General features: G+C 58.0%; 16 protein-coding genes and 1 pseudogene. 7 read left to right on the top strand and 10 right to left on the bottom strand.

Translation table 11 applies throughout. From position 1 onward, the window contains the following. Window positions 1–118: 118 nt before the first annotated feature. Window positions 119–1141 (top strand): annotated as a pseudogene (locus tag RYA97_RS26630) (methyl-accepting chemotaxis protein); the annotation flags it as partial. Window positions 1142–1174: 33 nt separating this feature from the next. Then, window positions 1175–2047 (top strand): methyl-accepting chemotaxis protein, encoded by an 873-nt coding sequence (locus tag RYA97_RS26625; protein ID WP_371911635.1) that lies wholly within the window; start codon window positions 1175–1177, stop codon window positions 2045–2047. 30 nt (window positions 2048–2077) lie between these two features. Here the strand turns inward: RYA97_RS26625 and RYA97_RS19875 are convergent, their stop codons facing one another. After that, entirely contained in the window at window positions 2078–3010 is a 933-nt protein-coding gene (locus RYA97_RS19875; RefSeq protein ID WP_016982383.1) for a DMT family transporter, read from the bottom strand. Window positions 3011–3084: 74 nt separating this feature from the next. Between RYA97_RS19875 and RYA97_RS19870 the strand changes: the two genes are divergently transcribed. Then, complete coding sequence (locus RYA97_RS19870; RefSeq protein ID WP_016982382.1) at window positions 3085–3939, top strand: LysR family transcriptional regulator; 855 nt, start codon at window positions 3085–3087, stop codon at window positions 3937–3939. 36 nt (window positions 3940–3975) lie between these two features. On the opposite strand, the gene RYA97_RS19865 is transcribed toward RYA97_RS19870, so the two are convergent. The 3 genes from RYA97_RS19865 to RYA97_RS19855 form a co-directional block, all read right to left on the bottom strand. Next, window positions 3976–4260 (bottom strand): type II toxin-antitoxin system RelE/ParE family toxin, encoded by a 285-nt coding sequence (locus RYA97_RS19865; protein ID WP_004658391.1) that lies wholly within the window; start codon window positions 4258–4260, stop codon window positions 3976–3978. Beyond that, window positions 4250–4489, bottom strand: coding sequence for a CopG family ribbon-helix-helix protein (locus RYA97_RS19860; protein ID WP_029241049.1), 240 nt, complete (start codon window positions 4487–4489; stop codon window positions 4250–4252). Before RYA97_RS19860 ends, RYA97_RS19865 begins: the two co-directional genes overlap by 11 nt. Window positions 4490–4648: 159 nt before the next feature. Next, complete coding sequence (locus tag RYA97_RS19855; protein ID WP_002552793.1) at window positions 4649–5665, bottom strand: 1-aminocyclopropane-1-carboxylate deaminase; 1017 nt, start codon at window positions 5663–5665, stop codon at window positions 4649–4651. A 186-nt stretch (window positions 5666–5851) separates the two neighbouring features. On the opposite strand from RYA97_RS19855, the gene RYA97_RS19850 reads away from it, so the two are divergent. Together RYA97_RS19850 and RYA97_RS19845 are read left to right on the top strand one after the other, a co-directional pair. Then, window positions 5852–6358 carry an Lrp/AsnC family transcriptional regulator gene (locus RYA97_RS19850; RefSeq protein WP_004658394.1) on the top strand — a complete coding sequence of 169 codons (507 nt, stop codon included), beginning with the start codon at window positions 5852–5854 and terminating at the stop codon, window positions 6356–6358. Between the two features lie 149 nt (window positions 6359–6507). Continuing rightward, window positions 6508–7416: a DUF808 domain-containing protein gene (locus tag RYA97_RS19845; RefSeq protein ID WP_044294515.1), complete on the top strand. Its 909-nt coding sequence runs from the start codon at window positions 6508–6510 to the stop codon at window positions 7414–7416. Window positions 7417–7594: 178 nt separating this feature from the next. Here the strand turns inward: RYA97_RS19845 and RYA97_RS19840 are convergent, their stop codons facing one another. From RYA97_RS19840 to puuE, 6 genes are all read right to left on the bottom strand, one after another. After that, window positions 7595–8380: an outer membrane protein OmpK gene (locus tag RYA97_RS19840; protein WP_002552796.1), complete on the bottom strand. Its 786-nt coding sequence runs from the start codon at window positions 8378–8380 to the stop codon at window positions 7595–7597. A gap of 391 nt (window positions 8381–8771) precedes the next feature. Beyond that, window positions 8772–10046, bottom strand: coding sequence for a urate hydroxylase PuuD (locus RYA97_RS19835; protein ID WP_016982379.1), 1275 nt, complete (start codon window positions 10044–10046; stop codon window positions 8772–8774). Between the two features lie 5 nt (window positions 10047–10051). Beyond that, window positions 10052–10564, bottom strand: a complete 513-nt coding sequence (locus RYA97_RS19830; RefSeq protein WP_004643995.1) for an ureidoglycolate lyase — start codon at window positions 10562–10564, stop codon at window positions 10052–10054. A 242-nt stretch (window positions 10565–10806) separates the two neighbouring features. Beyond that, on the bottom strand, window positions 10807–11802 hold the full coding sequence (gene alc / locus RYA97_RS19825; protein WP_016982378.1) for an allantoicase: 996 nt from the start codon (window positions 11800–11802) through the stop codon (window positions 10807–10809). Between the two features lie 41 nt (window positions 11803–11843). Then, window positions 11844–12359, bottom strand: a complete 516-nt coding sequence (uraD, locus tag RYA97_RS19820; protein WP_016982377.1) for a 2-oxo-4-hydroxy-4-carboxy-5-ureidoimidazoline decarboxylase — start codon at window positions 12357–12359, stop codon at window positions 11844–11846. Beyond that, window positions 12356–13285 (bottom strand): allantoinase PuuE, encoded by a 930-nt coding sequence (gene puuE / locus RYA97_RS19815; protein WP_004658400.1) that lies wholly within the window; start codon window positions 13283–13285, stop codon window positions 12356–12358. The genes uraD and puuE overlap by 4 nt, the downstream gene beginning before the upstream one ends. A gap of 388 nt (window positions 13286–13673) precedes the next feature. Between puuE and uraH the strand changes: the two genes are divergently transcribed. Both uraH and RYA97_RS19805 read left to right on the top strand, forming a co-directional pair. Next, complete coding sequence (gene uraH, locus RYA97_RS19810; RefSeq protein WP_117139965.1) at window positions 13674–14027, top strand: hydroxyisourate hydrolase; 354 nt, start codon at window positions 13674–13676, stop codon at window positions 14025–14027. Between the two features lie 111 nt (window positions 14028–14138). Continuing rightward, the gene (locus RYA97_RS19805; protein ID WP_002552803.1) at window positions 14139–14891 is read left to right on the top strand and encodes a GntR family transcriptional regulator; all 753 of its coding nucleotides are present in this window, start codon (window positions 14139–14141) and stop codon (window positions 14889–14891) included. The last annotated feature ends 103 nt before the right edge of the window (window positions 14892–14994 follow it).

Here is a 14994-nt window from a genome sequence, read left to right as displayed (position 1 = left end):
TCTTGGGCTTCAGGGTGCCTTCGATTGGCGCGTGCGTGATTCCGATAACGTTAACTATCAAGTTAAATCTTTCAGCGCCGATTCACGTGCATCCCGAAAAATCAAAGGCACACACGTAATGAGCGCAAAATGGTTGGACAATCTGAAAGTCAGCAAGAAGCTCGGACTGGGCTTTGCCGCTATTTTGCTCGGAGTACTGACCGTCACCGTCATCGGCTACTCCAGCACCAACCTGCTGATCGAGCGCATGGGCAAAAGCAGCAAGGTCGCCGAGATCAAGGCTGACGTCCTGAATGCCCGGATCGCTGCGCAAGCCTATGCGACCGGTCCTACCGCCGCAGGTGTGCAGAACTACGCCAGCGCGCTGGATACCTTGAGCCGCAGTGTGGATCAGGGCCTGCAGGTGTTCGTGATCTCGAGCAACCTGGCCAAGCTGCGCGAGATCAAGGAGCAGGTGGGCGGTCTGAAGCAGACGTTCGACCAATTGGTCGGCATCAATCAGAAAGTCGACGAGGCGTTGAAACCGATCATCAAGGTGTCCGATGACGTCAGCGCGACCTTTGAGAATTTGCTGAACAAGACCATTGACGACACCTTGCGTTCGCCGAATGAAACCGGCATCAGGCAGGTCAAGATCGCTGGCGACCTGCGTAACGGCATGACCAATTTCCGTCTGGTGTTTCGCCGCTACCTGAGCGTTCCGAATGCCGACAACCGTCAGGCCACCTATAAGGCCGCCGACGCCCTGATCGCACAAGTGGACGCCGCTCGCAGCCAATTGCCTGTCGAGGCAAATGCTGCAGTGGATGCCGCGTTGGTGGCGTTGAAACAATACAAGGTCCTGATGTCGTCGATTTCGGACATGCTGCAGCAGACCGAGCAAGTCCGTACCGATCTGCAACAGCAATCCATAGCGACCGCTGCCCGTGCCGATGATCTGGCGGCGTTGCAGGTCATCAGTGCCAAGAAGGAACAACAAACCGCTGTGGTGCAATTGCTGAGCGTAGCGCTGGTCGTGCTGCTGGTCGGCATCTTTGCTGCGTTCCTGATCACACGTCAGATTACCGTGCCGTTGAACAGCACCGTAATTGCGGCGCGCCGGATTGCCGACGGCGATCTGACCCATGACAGCAGCACCACCCGCCAGGACGAACTGGGCCTGTTGCAGAACACCATGCAGCACATGACGGTTTCTCTGCGCGGCCTGATCGGTGGCATCGGCAACGGTGTGACACAGATCGCCACGGCGGCCGAACAATTGTCTGCTGTCAGCGAACAGACCAGTGCCGGCGTCACGTTGCAAAAAAACGAAGTCGACCAGGTTGCCACCGCCATGAACGAAATGGCGTCGACCGTGCAGGAAGTAGCACGCAATACCGAAGACGCTTCGCTGGCGGCCAAACAGGCCAGCGAACGTGCCGCTCACGGTAGCAGTGTGGTGCAGCACGCCACTCGCGAAATCGGCCAATTGGCCGGTGAAGTGAAACAGCTGGGCGAAGCCATGCAGCGCCTCACCGAAGACAGTGGCAAGATCGGTAGCGTGATTGACGTGATCAAGGCCGTTGCCGAACAAACCAACCTGCTGGCGCTCAACGCGGCCATCGAGGCTGCACGTGCGGGTGAGCAGGGCCGTGGTTTTGCGGTGGTGGCTGACGAAGTACGTTCGCTGGCTCAGCGTACCCAGAACTCCACCACGGAAATCGAAGCGCTGATTCAGGCGTTGCAAAAAGGTACAGGTGCCGCATCGGGTCTGATGGATGCCAGCCTGCAACGCACCGAAGGCACAGTCGTGCTGGCTCGTCAGGCCGAGCAGGCACTGGTTGAGATCAATCAGTCCATCGGTACGATCGAGCAGATGAGCCAGCAGATTTCTGCCGCGGCCGAGCAGCAGAGCGCCGTGACCGACGAAATCAACCGCAGCGTGCTTAGCGTGCGCGACATTGCCGATCAATCGGCTTCGGCAACCGAGCAAAGCGCCGCATCGACTGTAGAACTGGCCCGTTTGGGCAGCGATTTGCAGAGCATGGTGGCGCGTTTCAAGATTTAACTTCCCTGCATCAGGCGCCTTGTGACTCGGTCACGAGGCGACCTGCCGCGCTTCCGCCCGTACGACCATCCACACACCGACACCCGACACCGCCATGCCTGACGCCATCTGCCAGGACAGCGGCTCGTTGAACATCACCCAGGCCCAGAGCATTGTCACCGGTGGGCTGAGGTACAGTACGCTGGCAACGCGGGTGGCTGATGCGCGGCGCAGACACACCCAGTAAAGTCCGTAGCCGCCAAGCGTCGCCAGCCCCACTGTCCAGATCACGCTCAACGCAAACCCGGTACTGGGAATGGGGGCCAGGCTGCCCTGTGTTCCCTGGATGATGGCGAACGCGAAGCTCGATATAAAACATTGCAGCCACAGGTTGGGAAGCAGGTCCATGGGCTGCATGTGGGTCGAACGCTTCTGCCACAGCGTCGCAATGGCCAGCGATAACATACCCAGCAGTGGCAGGCCGTAGGCCCACAATGGCGCATCTCCCACCGCCAGCGCGCTGTACGTGACCAGCACCACGCCGACCAGACCGACCACCAGCCCTGCCCAGATTTGCCAGACAAGCCGCTGCCCGAGCACTGCGGCAGCCAGCAGTGCCATGCCCATCGGCAACAAGTCGGCAAACAGCGCCGCGAGTCCCGCAGGTACGCCCAGCGCGATGCCCTGCGTAACGCCTGCGACATAGCCCGCCATGGCCAGCAGACCGATGCCCGCATTTTTCAACAGCGTGGCAGGCGGTATCGATCTCAGTTGCCTCGCGACGAAAGGCAGCAGGATCAACGTGACCACCACACAACGCCAGAACACCACCAGCAATGGTGGTGCGTAATTAAGCGAAAACCGTGCGCCGATGAAACCCGAGCTCCAGGTCAGGACAAGGGCTGCTTCCAGCAAGATAAGGGGAATGGCCTGATGCCAGGCAGGCCGCGTTACGCTCGGAGAAATCGATAGGTGCTGATTCATGGACACAGGTTACGAAGTCAGCGTAATCTAATAAATCAAAATTAAGTGCAGTAGTTGTTCAGGTTTTATGAATCATGAGCGCAATTCTCGATATCGAACTGATACGTACTTTTCATGCCGTGGCGCGAATAGGGAAGTTTTCTGCGGCTGCCGAGCAACTTCACAAAAGCCCCGCGGCAGTCAGTGTGCATATCCAGCGGCTTGAGGCGGTAGCGGGCGGGCGTTTGCTCAATCGGGACAACCAGGCGGTGTCTCTCACTGCGCTGGGCAAGCGTTTGCTGGTCTCGACGACGGAATTGCTGTCCACCCATGACCGCGTGCTGGCTGACCTGCAAGGGACTCATCTGGCTGGGCGCATCACACTGGGTGTTCCGGATGAGTACGCCGTTCATGTCATCCGCGACATCCTGCCGGTGTTCGCTGCGGCCTGGCCCAATGTGGTGCTGGAATTGAAAACCGCACCCAGCTACACCCTGCGCGAGCAGGTTGCGCGCGGCAAGTTGCAGACAGCAGTGATCGCGCAACCCAAAGGGCAGCCAAGTGCTGATACGCAGTTTCTGGTATCTACCAAGCCGGTCTGGGTCGGGCCGGCCAGCGTCGCACTGGGACCTGCGGACCCGTTGCCGCTGGCCATTCACGCAGCGCAATGTCCTTATCGTGAAGCCATGATGGCGTCACTCAAAGACAACGGCCGCAAAATCCGTGTAGTTCTCGAAAGCCCGTCCAATCAGGCGATCAAAGCCTGTGTGGAAGCGGGCCTGGCGATCAGCCTTATTGATCGGAGCGGAGTCACGGAAGCCATGCAGATTCTCGATGACCTGCCTGAAATTCCCGAGCACGAAATCGTCTTCCTGCGCTCGCCGTCGTCACAGAACGACGAGGCGGTGAGCCTGCTGGCGCAGGCGCTGCAGAAGTATTTTTGGCTTTGATAGTGAAGCTGTGTGCACAGTAAACGTGTCTGCGGTTCACCACACGGGGGGCGATTGTCTTCTGGTGTGGAAAATCCTTAGAACCTGTAGCCGGCCGCTACGGATGCGATATGGAATCAGGTAAGGCAGGTCTGGCAGAGGCCATTCTCTGGTTCCGGCAATCCGTCCTTCCCGGCCCATGGCGGGAAAGCTCGCGAGCTGCGTCACGCTTGATTGAATTGCTTTCACGAAAGCTGCGGCAGCAGCTGGATTGTCCTGTGCGATATACGCTGCCTCCTCATCCAGATTCTTTAGCGCCGTTTTAAGCCACTCAACCTGCATTGCCAGACCATTTGTCCATGACAGCTTTTACGTCCTCTGTATTGGCGAACTCGCCAGCGTCGGCTTCTTCAATCGCGCGCTGAATTTCGGCAATCTGCCATGCCTCGCGAGTCAGGTATTCGCGGAGCGCGTCGAGGGCCAAAAATGACTTGCTGCGCCCGGTCGCCTTTGCAAGGTGTGCAAGGGTATCCGCCATTTCGTCCGGCAGACGTAGAGACATTGTGGACATATACACCTCACACGTAGTTATTTGTATTACATAAGGGTGCAGTGTAATACATGTGAATACACCTGTGGATGCAGTTTCCGTTTCAGGTCTGTCGGCTTTTTGAGCAGGTGCAAAATGGCCCGCGAATTCGCGGGCCATTCAGGCAACTTTCGGGATGGCTTAACCGTCCTTGAACAGAAAACTGTAGGCATTCAACGCCGGTACGCCGCCCAAATGTGCGTAGAGCACTTTTGAGCCCTCGGGGAATTCACCATTGCGCACCATGTCGATCATGCCGTGCATGGATTTGCCTTCGTAGACCGGGTCGGTCAATACGCCTTCAAGGCGCGCGCAAAGGCGAATGGCTTCAAGGGTGCCATCGTTCGGCAGGCCGTATTCGGGGTAGGCGTAGCGGGTGTCGAGCACCACGTCTTCGGCGGTGATTTCGCGGCCCAGTTCCACCAGCTTTGCGGTGTTCTGAGCGATGCGCAGGACTTGTGCGCGGGTCTTTTCCGGTTTGGCCGACGCATCGATACCGATCACACGCTGTGCCCGGCCATCGGCCGCGAAGCCGACGAGCATGCCTGCGTGAGTGCTGCCGGTCACCGAGCAGACCACGATGTAGTCGAATTTGAAGCCGAGTTCTTCTTCCTGCTGACGCACCTCATCGGCAAAACGCACGAATCCCAGGCCGCCATAAGGGTGTTCCGAGCAGCCCGCAGGAATCGGGAACGGCTTGCCACCGCTTTCCTCGACGTCGGCCATGGCCTTTTCCCAGCTCGGCCGAATGCCGATATCGAAGCCTGCCGAGTCCAGGCGCACATCGGCGCCCATGATGCGCGACATCTCGATATTGCCGACCCGGTCGTACAACGCGTCGGAATAGTTGACCCAATTCTCCTGAACCAGCACGCACTTCATGCCCAGATGCGCCGCTACAGCCGCCACCTGACGGGTCTGGTTGGACTGGATGCCGCCGATCGACACCAGTGTGTCGTAGCCGCCGTCGATGGCTTCCGGCACCAGGTATTCCAGTTTGCGGGTCTTGTTACCGCCAAAGGCCAGACCGCTGTTGCAATCCTCGCGCTTGGCATACAACTCGACCTTGCCACCCAGATGCTCGCTCAAGCGTTTCAGAGGGGTGATGGGCGAGGGGCCGAAGGTCAGAGGGTAGCGCTTGAACTTGCTCAGGTTCATATCGGGGCTCCGTTGATAAGTTGATTCAGGCCTGCAAGGAATGAGTTCGACGTTTGAACGGTGTGCCTGAAGTGGTTCCTATCATAGGAAATAGCTGAATAATCGTGGTTGCAAAGAATTGTCTATTTGCAAAATCAGCGTTAGTGTCATGCCACTAATACAAACTTTTATTTTGTGAAATTCATCATGAAAGCAATAAATGAACGCACTAAAAAGTCCGCTGGCGATGTAGCACCGCTGCTGGACAGGATTGACCGCGCCATTCTCAAGACCCTGCAACGTGACGCCTCGATTTCCAACGTGGCACTCGCCGAGAAGGTCAAGCTGAGTCCGCCTGCTTGTTTGCGGCGCGTCGAGCGTTTGAAGGAGGCGGGCGTTATCAAGGGCGTGGTAGCGTTGCTCAATGGCGACGTTCTGGACGCGGGCATGGTGGTGCTGATCGGTGTGGTGCTGGACCGCTCGACACCGGACTCATTTGCCCAATTTGAACAAGCCGCGCAGAAGGTGTCCGGCTGCATGGAGTTTCATGTGGTCACCGGCGAGTTCGATTACTTCATGCTGCTGCGCACCAAAGACAGTCAGAGTTTCAACCGCCTGCATGCCGAACAGCTGCTGTACTTGCCCGGTGTCAGACAGATCCGCTCGTTCATGGGACTGCGTCAGGTGGTGTCGACCACGCAATTACCCATTTAACCGGTTGCTCGACGTGGCCTGCTTGTACTACGCAGCGTCAAACGTTCACGTCTGATGAAGGTCAGAGTTGTTGACTGCCACACGATTGACCCTGGCGCATGATTCAATCAGTGCTATTTCCTTTTTTTACTTGCTCAAGGATTTTTATTTTGGCTGCTGGAAGCTTGCTTACCCTGCTCGACGATATTGCCACCCTGCTGGATGACGTGGCACTGGCCACCAAGAAAACCGCGGGTGTGCTGGGGGATGATCTGGCGCTCAATGCCCAGCAGGTCACCGGAGTTTCAGCCGATCGCGAACTGCCCGTTGTCTGGGCCGTGGCCAAGGGCTCGTTGCTCAACAAGGCAATCCTGGTTCCGGCGGCACTGTTGATCAGCGCCTTCGCGCCCTGGGCGATTCTTCCCTTGTTGATGATCGGCGGCGCGTTCCTATGCTTTGAAGGTTTCGAGAAAATCGCCCATAAATGGCTGCATCCCGAAACCGGCGAAGAGCATGATCAGCGCAAGCAGGCGGCCACGGATGCTTCAGTGGACATGGTGGCGTTCGAAAAGGACCGTATCAAAGGCGCGATTCGCACCGACTTCATTCTTTCGGCAGAAATCATCGTGCTGGCGCTGGGCGTAGTGTCGGCCCGACCGTTCATGGATCAGGTCGGTGTACTGGTTATTGTCGCTGTGCTGATTACCGTGGGTGTCTATGGACTGGTGGCAGGTATCGTCAAACTTGACGACCTGGGCCTGTACCTGAAAAAGACTGCAAGCTCTGCGGCGCAGAAAATCGGTAGTGCTTTGCTATGGCTTGCGCCGGTATTGATGAAGGTACTGTCGATTGTCGGTACTGCGGCCATGTTCATGGTCGGCGGCGGGATTCTGGTTCACGGTCTGCCATTTGCTCACCATTGGGTCGAAGGCGTGACCGAAGCTGCAGCCGGTGCGGTGGGCGGGCTGTCGATGGTCGTCCCGACGCTGATCGATGCGGTCGCCGGGGTTATCGCTGGCGCGGTGCTGGTGTTGGTCGTAACGCTGATTGGCAAGGTCTGGAAAGCGGCTAGGGAGTGAGTGGAGGCGGGCGCCGCGCAGGAGTTGAATATCGTGCCAATGCTCCGCGTTGGCATGCATCCCGTGACGCTCCGCGTCACAGATCTGCGCAGCAACACCCTCTCAAGGTTGGGCGCAGGGGCTTCAGAAATGCGTTCCCGCGCTGAGCGCGGGAACGAGCGTCACAACCGGATCGTGCTTAGAAGAACACCTTCACCAGCAAACTCGCGGTGTTCTGGTCGGTGTCGAACGAGCGGCTGTCCTTGATGCCGTATTTGTTGGTCCAGTAATCGTATTCGATACCGACGTACAGCTGACGCTCAGGGTAATTCAGTGCCTTGCCCAGGTCATATTTGATCTGCGGGTTGAAGTGCAGGTTGGAGTGGTAAGTACCACGCGACGTCTTGTCGTTGTCCACTACCCAGTCCATGAAACCGTCGATCAGCACATCCGATTTGCCCATGGGGATGGTGTAGGACCACACCGGGGTAATCTGCCATACGCCATCGCCCGGACGGTTGCCTTCGGTCTGGCGCTGGTAGAAGTTCAGCTGGAAGTAGTCGAAACCCGGGATCTTCAAATCGAACGCCGGGCCGATCAGGTAAGACTCGTTATCGCCTTCGCCAAATTCGTAAGTTGCCGCAATCAGCACATCGCTGATCGGGCCGAACTCGAACTTCTGGCCAAATATCTTGCCCAGCGACAAGCGTGGCGAGAACTCACCGTAATAGGTGTTATCGCCAGCCGTTGCGTCTCCCTTGCCGTTGTAGAAGATCTTGTCGACGAAGAAGAAGTTGTCGCCGTACTTCCAGCTGTCAGCATGTTCAAAGGTGAACGTCTGCTGGTTTGCCGGGTTGACGGCAAAGTCTCGTCCATTGAGATAGGTCAGGCTATTGCTCTGCCACTGGAAGATATCCCCGGCCATGGCTGGCGCAGCGGCCAGCAGACTGCTGGCCAGTAACACGCTGGAAAACGTACGGTTCATGCGGTGAGTCCCTTGAAGTAGATCGTGATTTTTTCAGACTGGCGTTCTCTAAATGACGCCTTGTCTGTGGTTGCAGTAATTTGTCTGTCTGGTCAGCTTTGTGTTGTTAGCAAGAGCTGCGCCAAACAGCGAAAAAAGTTGAAGTAATCCCCAAACCGGCATCAACGTGTCGGTTTCAAGTCATTTTTCCGGGTCGACAGAGTCCTGACCGTACAGTCAGCTAGTTGGCTGTTCGGTCAAAGTCAGCGTACAAGGAGCGGTTGTCCGGTTTTGCAGCGGCGGCGGAGAATACTGACTTGCGTTGTCTGGCTCAAGTGCTCCAGCGCAGGGCGTCTGGAGCGAAAGTGGGGCGAGTGCGCCCCTTTTCAGGGGCGCTTGGTTAGCGAGGGGCTCAATTAGTGCGTGCGCCTTGATCGACCCAGGCACCGACCAGTTCGCGTTCCTGCTGAGTCATCTGGGTGATGTTGCCCAATGGCATGATCGGCGAGGTGACGGCCTGCGCCTTGATGCGCGGGGCCTGCTGCTGAATCTGTTCTGGCGTATCGAACATCACTCCCGCAGGCGCAACGCTGAACAACTGACTGGTAGGCGTGGCCGAATGGCACACCGTGCAACGATGCTGAATCACTTCATGCACTTTGGCGAAGTCCGCGCCGGTACTGGCAGGCTTGGCCTCGACCGGCGCGGTGACCGGCTCCGGAGGTTTCTCGTCGGCCCGATGACCGCCAACTGCGGTGCCGGGCAGCGGTTGGTAGACGATTTTCGCGGGAGGTTGCGCAGGGCCGGTGACGTACGCCAGGCAGAGCATGCCCAGCGCAGCGACCGGCAGGGTCCAGGCGAATCGATGGCTGTCATGTCTTGTATTGAAATAGTGGCGCACCAGGACCGCCAGCAGTGCGATGCCCGCCAGAATCAGCCAGTTGTACTCACTGCCGTATGTGCTCGGAAAGTGGTTGCTGATCATGATGAACAGCACGGGCAGGGTGAAGTAGTTATTGTGACGCGAGCGCAGCAGGCCCTTGGCGGGCAGGCTTGGGTCAGGCGTGCGGTTCTCGGCAATTGCCGCCACCAAGGCGCGCTGGGCTGGCATGATGATGCGGAACACGTTGCCGACCATGATGGTGCCCATGATCGCGCCCACATGCAGATAGGCACCGCGACCGCTGAACACTTTGCTGAACCCGTACGCCGCGGCCACCAGCAGCAGGAACAGAATCAGGCCCAGCAGTGCAGGGCGCTTGCCCAGTGGCGAGTCGCACAAAAAACTGTAGATGAACCAGCCGACAAACAAGGAACCCAGACCAATGTGCACGCCTTCGGCACCACTGAGGCTGCTGCCCGGCGCCAACAGGTACAACGTCGGATTGGCGTAGAACACCACGCACAACAGGGCCACGCCCGACAGCCAGGTTGAATACGCTTCCCATTTGAACCAGTGCAGATTCTCCGGCATGGTCGGCGGCGCGAGCTTGTACTTCTCCAGGTGATAAATGCCACCGCCGTGGATCGCCCATAAATCACCGGACAACCCTTCACGCGGGTTGCTGCGGTTGAGGTTGTTCTCCAGCCAGACAAAGTAGAACGATGCGCCGATCCAGGCCACGCCCACAATCATGTGAATCCAGCGTACGCCCAGATTCAGCCATTCCATCATATGTGCCAGCACGGTTTTTACCCTTCCAGTGGGTTGGGATCGAGAACCAGCAACTGGCTCTCGGCAAAGTAATGCTCGTCGCAGTTGTTGCCTTCGCCACTGCGATCAACCACCAGGAAGTCATCCCGCTTTTCGATCGTCAGCACCGGATGGTGCCAGACGCCGCGATGGTAATTGACACCCTGCCTGCCGTTCGACACGAAGGCGCGGGTCAGCTCTGATTCAGGCGCATCGCCAACCGGCGCGACCACGATCAGAAAGGGGTTGCCGAGCAGCGGGATGAAGGCCTGGCTGCCCTGCGGGTGACGCTCCAGCATGCCAATGGTCAACGGCATCGGCAGCGCTTCGGCGCGGAATATGCTGATGATCGCCTTGTCATCCGGTTGCGCGGTCTGCACTTCAGCCAGACGATGAAAGCGCATGGTCGAGCCGTTATTGATCATGAAATGATCGCTGCCATCGGTTTCGATCACATCACCGAATGGCGCAAAAGCTTCCTTGGTCAGTGGCTCGATTATCAATTTGCGCATGCGGATTCTTCTTCAATGGCTTCAGGGTTTATCGCACTTGGCGCGCCTGGAATACGGTTCTCGCCTGCTTCTGCCCGAAGGGCGTGGGAGCGAACTTGTTCGCGAAAGGGCCGGTACACCCCCTGAAGATGTACCGTTTGGAACAAAGCCTTCGCGAACAAGTTCGCTCCTACAGCCTTCGGCCAGAATCCAAATCAGGCCTGTGTATGATGCGGAGCGTGGGAACGAGAGTTCACACGTTGTTACCTGGACACCTTGCCCAGCACTCGCAGGCGGCTCACGCCCCCGTCCGGAAATACGTTCAGGCGGATATGGGTGATCGGGCCGATGGCGCTGATCTGCTCGGCGAACTCGTGTTCGGCGTGCATGGTCAGCTTCTGGCTTGGTAGCAGTTCGCGCCAGAACAGGCTCTGGGTTTCGATCTGGCTGTCGGTACCGCCCTTGACGAAAGCACCCTGGATCGAGCAGCTGTCCGGGTAATTGCCCTTGAAGTGCAGAGTGTCGACAATGACTTTCTCGACTTCGCCCTTGTGCCCCAGCGCCACAATGACCCAGTCGTTGCCCGGTGTGCGACGGCGGGCGGTTTCCCAACCGTCGCCCATGTTCACGCCACGGCCGGGGTTGAGGATGTTGCTCATGCTGCCGTAGTGCTCGTCCGAGCATGCAATCGACCGGCCACCGTTGAGTGCCGCCACCAGATCGATCTGCTCGTCCTCGCTGACTTTCGACCAGTCGCGATGCGGCACGCCGTAGACCCGCAGGCGCGCTACGCCGCCGTCCGGGTAGATATTGAAGCGCAGGTGGCTGAACGCCTGATCGTTGGTGATCTCGTGGTAATGATGGCTGTTGCCTTGCAGCTCCACAGACGGCAGCACTTCGGTCCAGGCGGTGTTTTCATCGGGTTCGCCAGAGGCCAGAAAGCACGCTTCCAGCGAAGCGGAAGGCGGAAAGTTGCCGGTGAAAAACGAGGTATCAATGTCTACACCCTTGATGGTGCCAGCTACACCGAGGCGGATCACTGCGCTGTCGTATCCTTCGAAACGCTTGCGGCGCGACTCCCAGCCGTCCATCCACTTGCCGTTGTCGTCGAACACGCCTTCTTTCCAGACCGCCGGGGTCGGCTGGAACAACCGGTTGGCATCTGCGAACCAGTCATCGGTGACCGAAAGGATTTTGGTGCCCAGGCGCGCGTCGGCCAGGTTCACGAACTTCTCGAACGGTGCGGCGTAAACTTTCATGCTTCTTGTCTGCCTTCTGAACAGGTTGATAACGGCGACGCTCAAAGCGCCTGTAGACGAAACAGTGCGATCTTGTTGATCTCGGCCAAGGCGCAAGCGAACTCGGCCTCGGGCGAGTGATGGATGCGTTGCTCGAACGCCGCCAGGATTTTATGTCTGTCGCTGCCCTTGACCGCCATGATGAACGGAAAGCCGAAACGTGCCTTGTAAGCCTCGTTCAACTCGGTAAAACGCTGAAACTCTTCAGGCGTGCAGTGGTGGATACCGGCGCCTGCCTGTTCATCGGTACTGGCCTGAGTCAGCTCACCCTGGATAGCCGCCTTGCCGGCCAGGTCCGGGTGGGCATTGATCAGCGCCAGCTGTTGCGCGTGAGGGGCACCGAGCAATAGTTTGCTCATGCGGGCGTGCAGGGCCTCGACCTTATCCAGTTCGGGGCCTGCACCCTCGTCGAAAGCCTGCTGCGCGATCCACGGTGAGTGTTCGTAGATATCGGCAAAGGCTGCGATGAATGCGTCCCGGCCCAGGCTTGAAGGTGTCAGTGTTTTAAACGTGCTCATTGCTCGGCCTTGCCGGTAAACGGATGTTCAGTGTGCCAGTGCCTGGCGATATCGACACGTCGGGTGAACCACACCTGCTCATGGCCTTTGACGTACTCAATGAAACGCTTGAGCGCGGCCAGCCGGGCAGGGCGACCGATCAGGCGGCAATGCAGACCGATGGAAAGCATCTTCGGCGCGTCTTCGCCTTCGGCATACAGCACGTCGAACGCGTCCTTGAGGTATTGAAAGAATTGCTCGCCATTGTTGAAGCCCTGCACCTGGGTGAAGCGCATGTCGTTGGTGTCCAGCGTGTAGGGGATGACCAGATGCGGCTTGCCGGTGGGGTTGTTCGGCTCCCAGTACGGCAGGTCGTCGTCGTAGGTGTCGCAATCATAGAGAAAACCGCCTTCCTCCATCACCAGTCGCCGCGTATTGGGCCCGGTGCGCCCGGTGTACCAGCCCAGCGGCCGTTCGCCACTGATCTCGGTGAGGATCTGAATAGCCTGGCGCATGTGTTCACGCTCGTCGGCTTCTTCCATGTTCTGATAGTCGATCCAGCGATAACCGTGGCTGCAGATTTCGTGACCGTCGGCGACCATGGCGCGGATCACCTCGGGATGACGCTGCGCGGCCATGGCTACGGCGAAGATGGTCAGGGGAATATCGAACTGCTTGAACAGCCTGAGAATGCGCCAGACACCTGCGCGGCTGCCATATTCATACAGCGATTCCATGCTCATATTGCGCTGGCCCTGCAATGGCTGCGCAGCAACCATCTCGGACAGAAAGGCTTCTGATTCCTTGTCACCGTGCAGAATATTGCGCTCGCCACCTTCCTCGTAATTCAGCACGAATGACAAGGCAATGCGCGCGTTGCCCGGCCAGCGTGGATGAGGCGGGTTGTTGCCGTAACCGATCAGGTCGCGTGGGTAGTCAGCGCTCACTGCAAGCTTCCTTTTGTGCGTTATGTGCGTTAAGCCAGGTGCGGTGCGAATGGCAGACAAGGCACTGCAATGCGCAGATTGTATACAATTTTATTTTCGGCTTGTAACCCTGTAGGTTTCGTTACCGATTTGTGCCGGTTCAAATAAAGCAAGCAAGAAACCTGCCTGAGTGGTCAGCTAATCGAAAAAAATCTGATATTTTTCCTTTGCTTCCTTTCTTTTCAGGTAATTCGACGATTGGCGAGCAGCACAGGCGTCAGCTGCAATCCACTGAAGATTTTATTGTGTACAGGTTTTTGCGAAAGTGTCTTAATCGGTCGCAATCGCACCATGCAGAGCACTTCATTGGTGCACTGTTTCACCATCGCCGGATGTGAGGAGTGAAGTTTTGGGGAAATTGACCACACACGTGCTGGACGCTGCCCACGGTTGCCCAGGCAGTGCCATCCGCGTTGAATTGTATCGGGTCGAAGGCCAGCAGCTTCTGCACGTTGTCAGCGCTGTCACCAACAGCGACGGACGTTGCGATGCGCCCCTGTTGCAGGGAGACACTTATCAGTCCGGGGTTTATCAACTGCACTTTCAGGCTGGCGATTATTACCGTGCGCGAGGCGTGGTATTGAATGAACCGGCCTTTCTCGATGAAGTGGTGCTGCGCTTTGGCATTGATGCAGGTCAGGAACACTTTCATGTACCGCTGTTAATCTCGCCGTACAGCTACTCGACGTATCGGGGCAGCTAAGTGCCTCTTGCCCGCCCCACACTGCGGGCCTTTTTTTGCGCGCGTTTCCGGTTTTGCCCTGTGTACAATGCGCCAGTCCCAACGCCGTAATCCATCTGCGCACGAGTGCCCATGAACGACCAGTCCCTGCCTCTCAAGAAACAGCCGCGCGGCACGACCAGCGCCAGCCGCAGCGTTACTCAGGACGATGTCGTTTACGAGCATATTTTCGATGCCATTCTGGAGCAGCGGCTGGCGCCGGGCACCAAATTGAGTGAAGAGGCGCTGGGCGAGATCTTTGGTGTCAGCCGCACCATCATTCGTCGCGCTCTATCGCGGTTGGGGCATGAAGGTGTGGTGCTGTTACGCCCTAATCGTGGCGCGGTGGTCGCCAGCCCCAGCGTCGAAGAGGCGCGCCAGGTATTTTTTGCCCGGCGCATGGTCGAGAAGGCAATCACTGAACTGGCAGTCGCGCACGCCACTGCCGAGCAACTGGCCGAACTGCGTCAGATGGTCAGCGACGAGCGCGACAGCTTTGCCCGCGGTGATCGAGGTGCAGGCATCCGTCTCTCTGGCGAATTCCATCTGCAACTGGCCGTAGCCGCCAGAAACGCGCCGCTGATCAGCTTCCAGCGCAGCCTGGTATCGCAGACTTCATTGATCATTGCCCAGTACGAAACCGGCAACCGCACACATTGTTCCTATGACGAACACACTCAGCTGATCGACGCTATCGAAGCGCGCGATGCGCCGCTCGCCGTCGAGTTGATGATGCATCACATGGACCACATTGACGGCAAGCTCAACCTCGACCAGGACAGTGCCTCGGACGATTTGCATGCGGTGTTCTCGCACGTCATGGGTCGGAAAAAGACCGGGCGTTGAGGCTGGATGAACAATTATCGTGCGACGCTCTGCGTCGCATGCCGTTCCGGACGCTCCGCGTCCTCTTGCGACGCAGAGCGTCGAGACCCGCATTCCCACGCGG

This window comes from Pseudomonas syringae group sp. 26L6 (assembly GCF_032587815.1).
Taxonomy (GTDB): Bacteria; Pseudomonadota; Gammaproteobacteria; order Pseudomonadales; family Pseudomonadaceae; genus Aquipseudomonas; species Aquipseudomonas amygdali.
The sequence above is the reverse complement of the archived record's forward strand: the minus strand, read 5'-3'. Positions and strand labels throughout refer to the sequence as shown.

Bases quoted from the DNA above. Each gene is read 5' to 3' on its own strand.
- RYA97_RS26625 (WP_371911635.1), top strand. From the start codon at position 1,175: ATGCAGCACATGACGGTTTCTCTGCGCGGCCTGATCGGTGGCATCGGC.
- RYA97_RS19875 (WP_016982383.1), bottom strand. From the start codon at position 3,010: ATGAATCAGCACCTATCGATTTCTCCGAGCGTAACGCGGCCTGCCTGG.
- RYA97_RS19870 (WP_016982382.1), top strand. From the start codon at position 3,085: ATGAGCGCAATTCTCGATATCGAACTGATACGTACTTTTCATGCCGTG.
- RYA97_RS19865 (WP_004658391.1), bottom strand. From the start codon at position 4,260: ATGCAGGTTGAGTGGCTTAAAACGGCGCTAAAGAATCTGGATGAGGAG.
- RYA97_RS19860 (WP_029241049.1), bottom strand. From the start codon at position 4,489: ATGTCCACAATGTCTCTACGTCTGCCGGACGAAATGGCGGATACCCTT.
- RYA97_RS19855 (WP_002552793.1), bottom strand. From the start codon at position 5,665: ATGAACCTGAGCAAGTTCAAGCGCTACCCTCTGACCTTCGGCCCCTCG.
- RYA97_RS19850 (WP_004658394.1), top strand. From the start codon at position 5,852: ATGAAAGCAATAAATGAACGCACTAAAAAGTCCGCTGGCGATGTAGCA.
- RYA97_RS19840 (WP_002552796.1), bottom strand. From the start codon at position 8,380: ATGAACCGTACGTTTTCCAGCGTGTTACTGGCCAGCAGTCTGCTGGCC.
- RYA97_RS19830 (WP_004643995.1), bottom strand. From the start codon at position 10,564: ATGCGCAAATTGATAATCGAGCCACTGACCAAGGAAGCTTTTGCGCCA.
- alc (WP_016982378.1), bottom strand. From the start codon at position 11,802: ATGAAAGTTTACGCCGCACCGTTCGAGAAGTTCGTGAACCTGGCCGAC.
- uraD (WP_016982377.1), bottom strand. From the start codon at position 12,359: ATGAGCACGTTTAAAACACTGACACCTTCAAGCCTGGGCCGGGACGCA.
- RYA97_RS19805 (WP_002552803.1), top strand. From the start codon at position 14,139: ATGAACGACCAGTCCCTGCCTCTCAAGAAACAGCCGCGCGGCACGACC.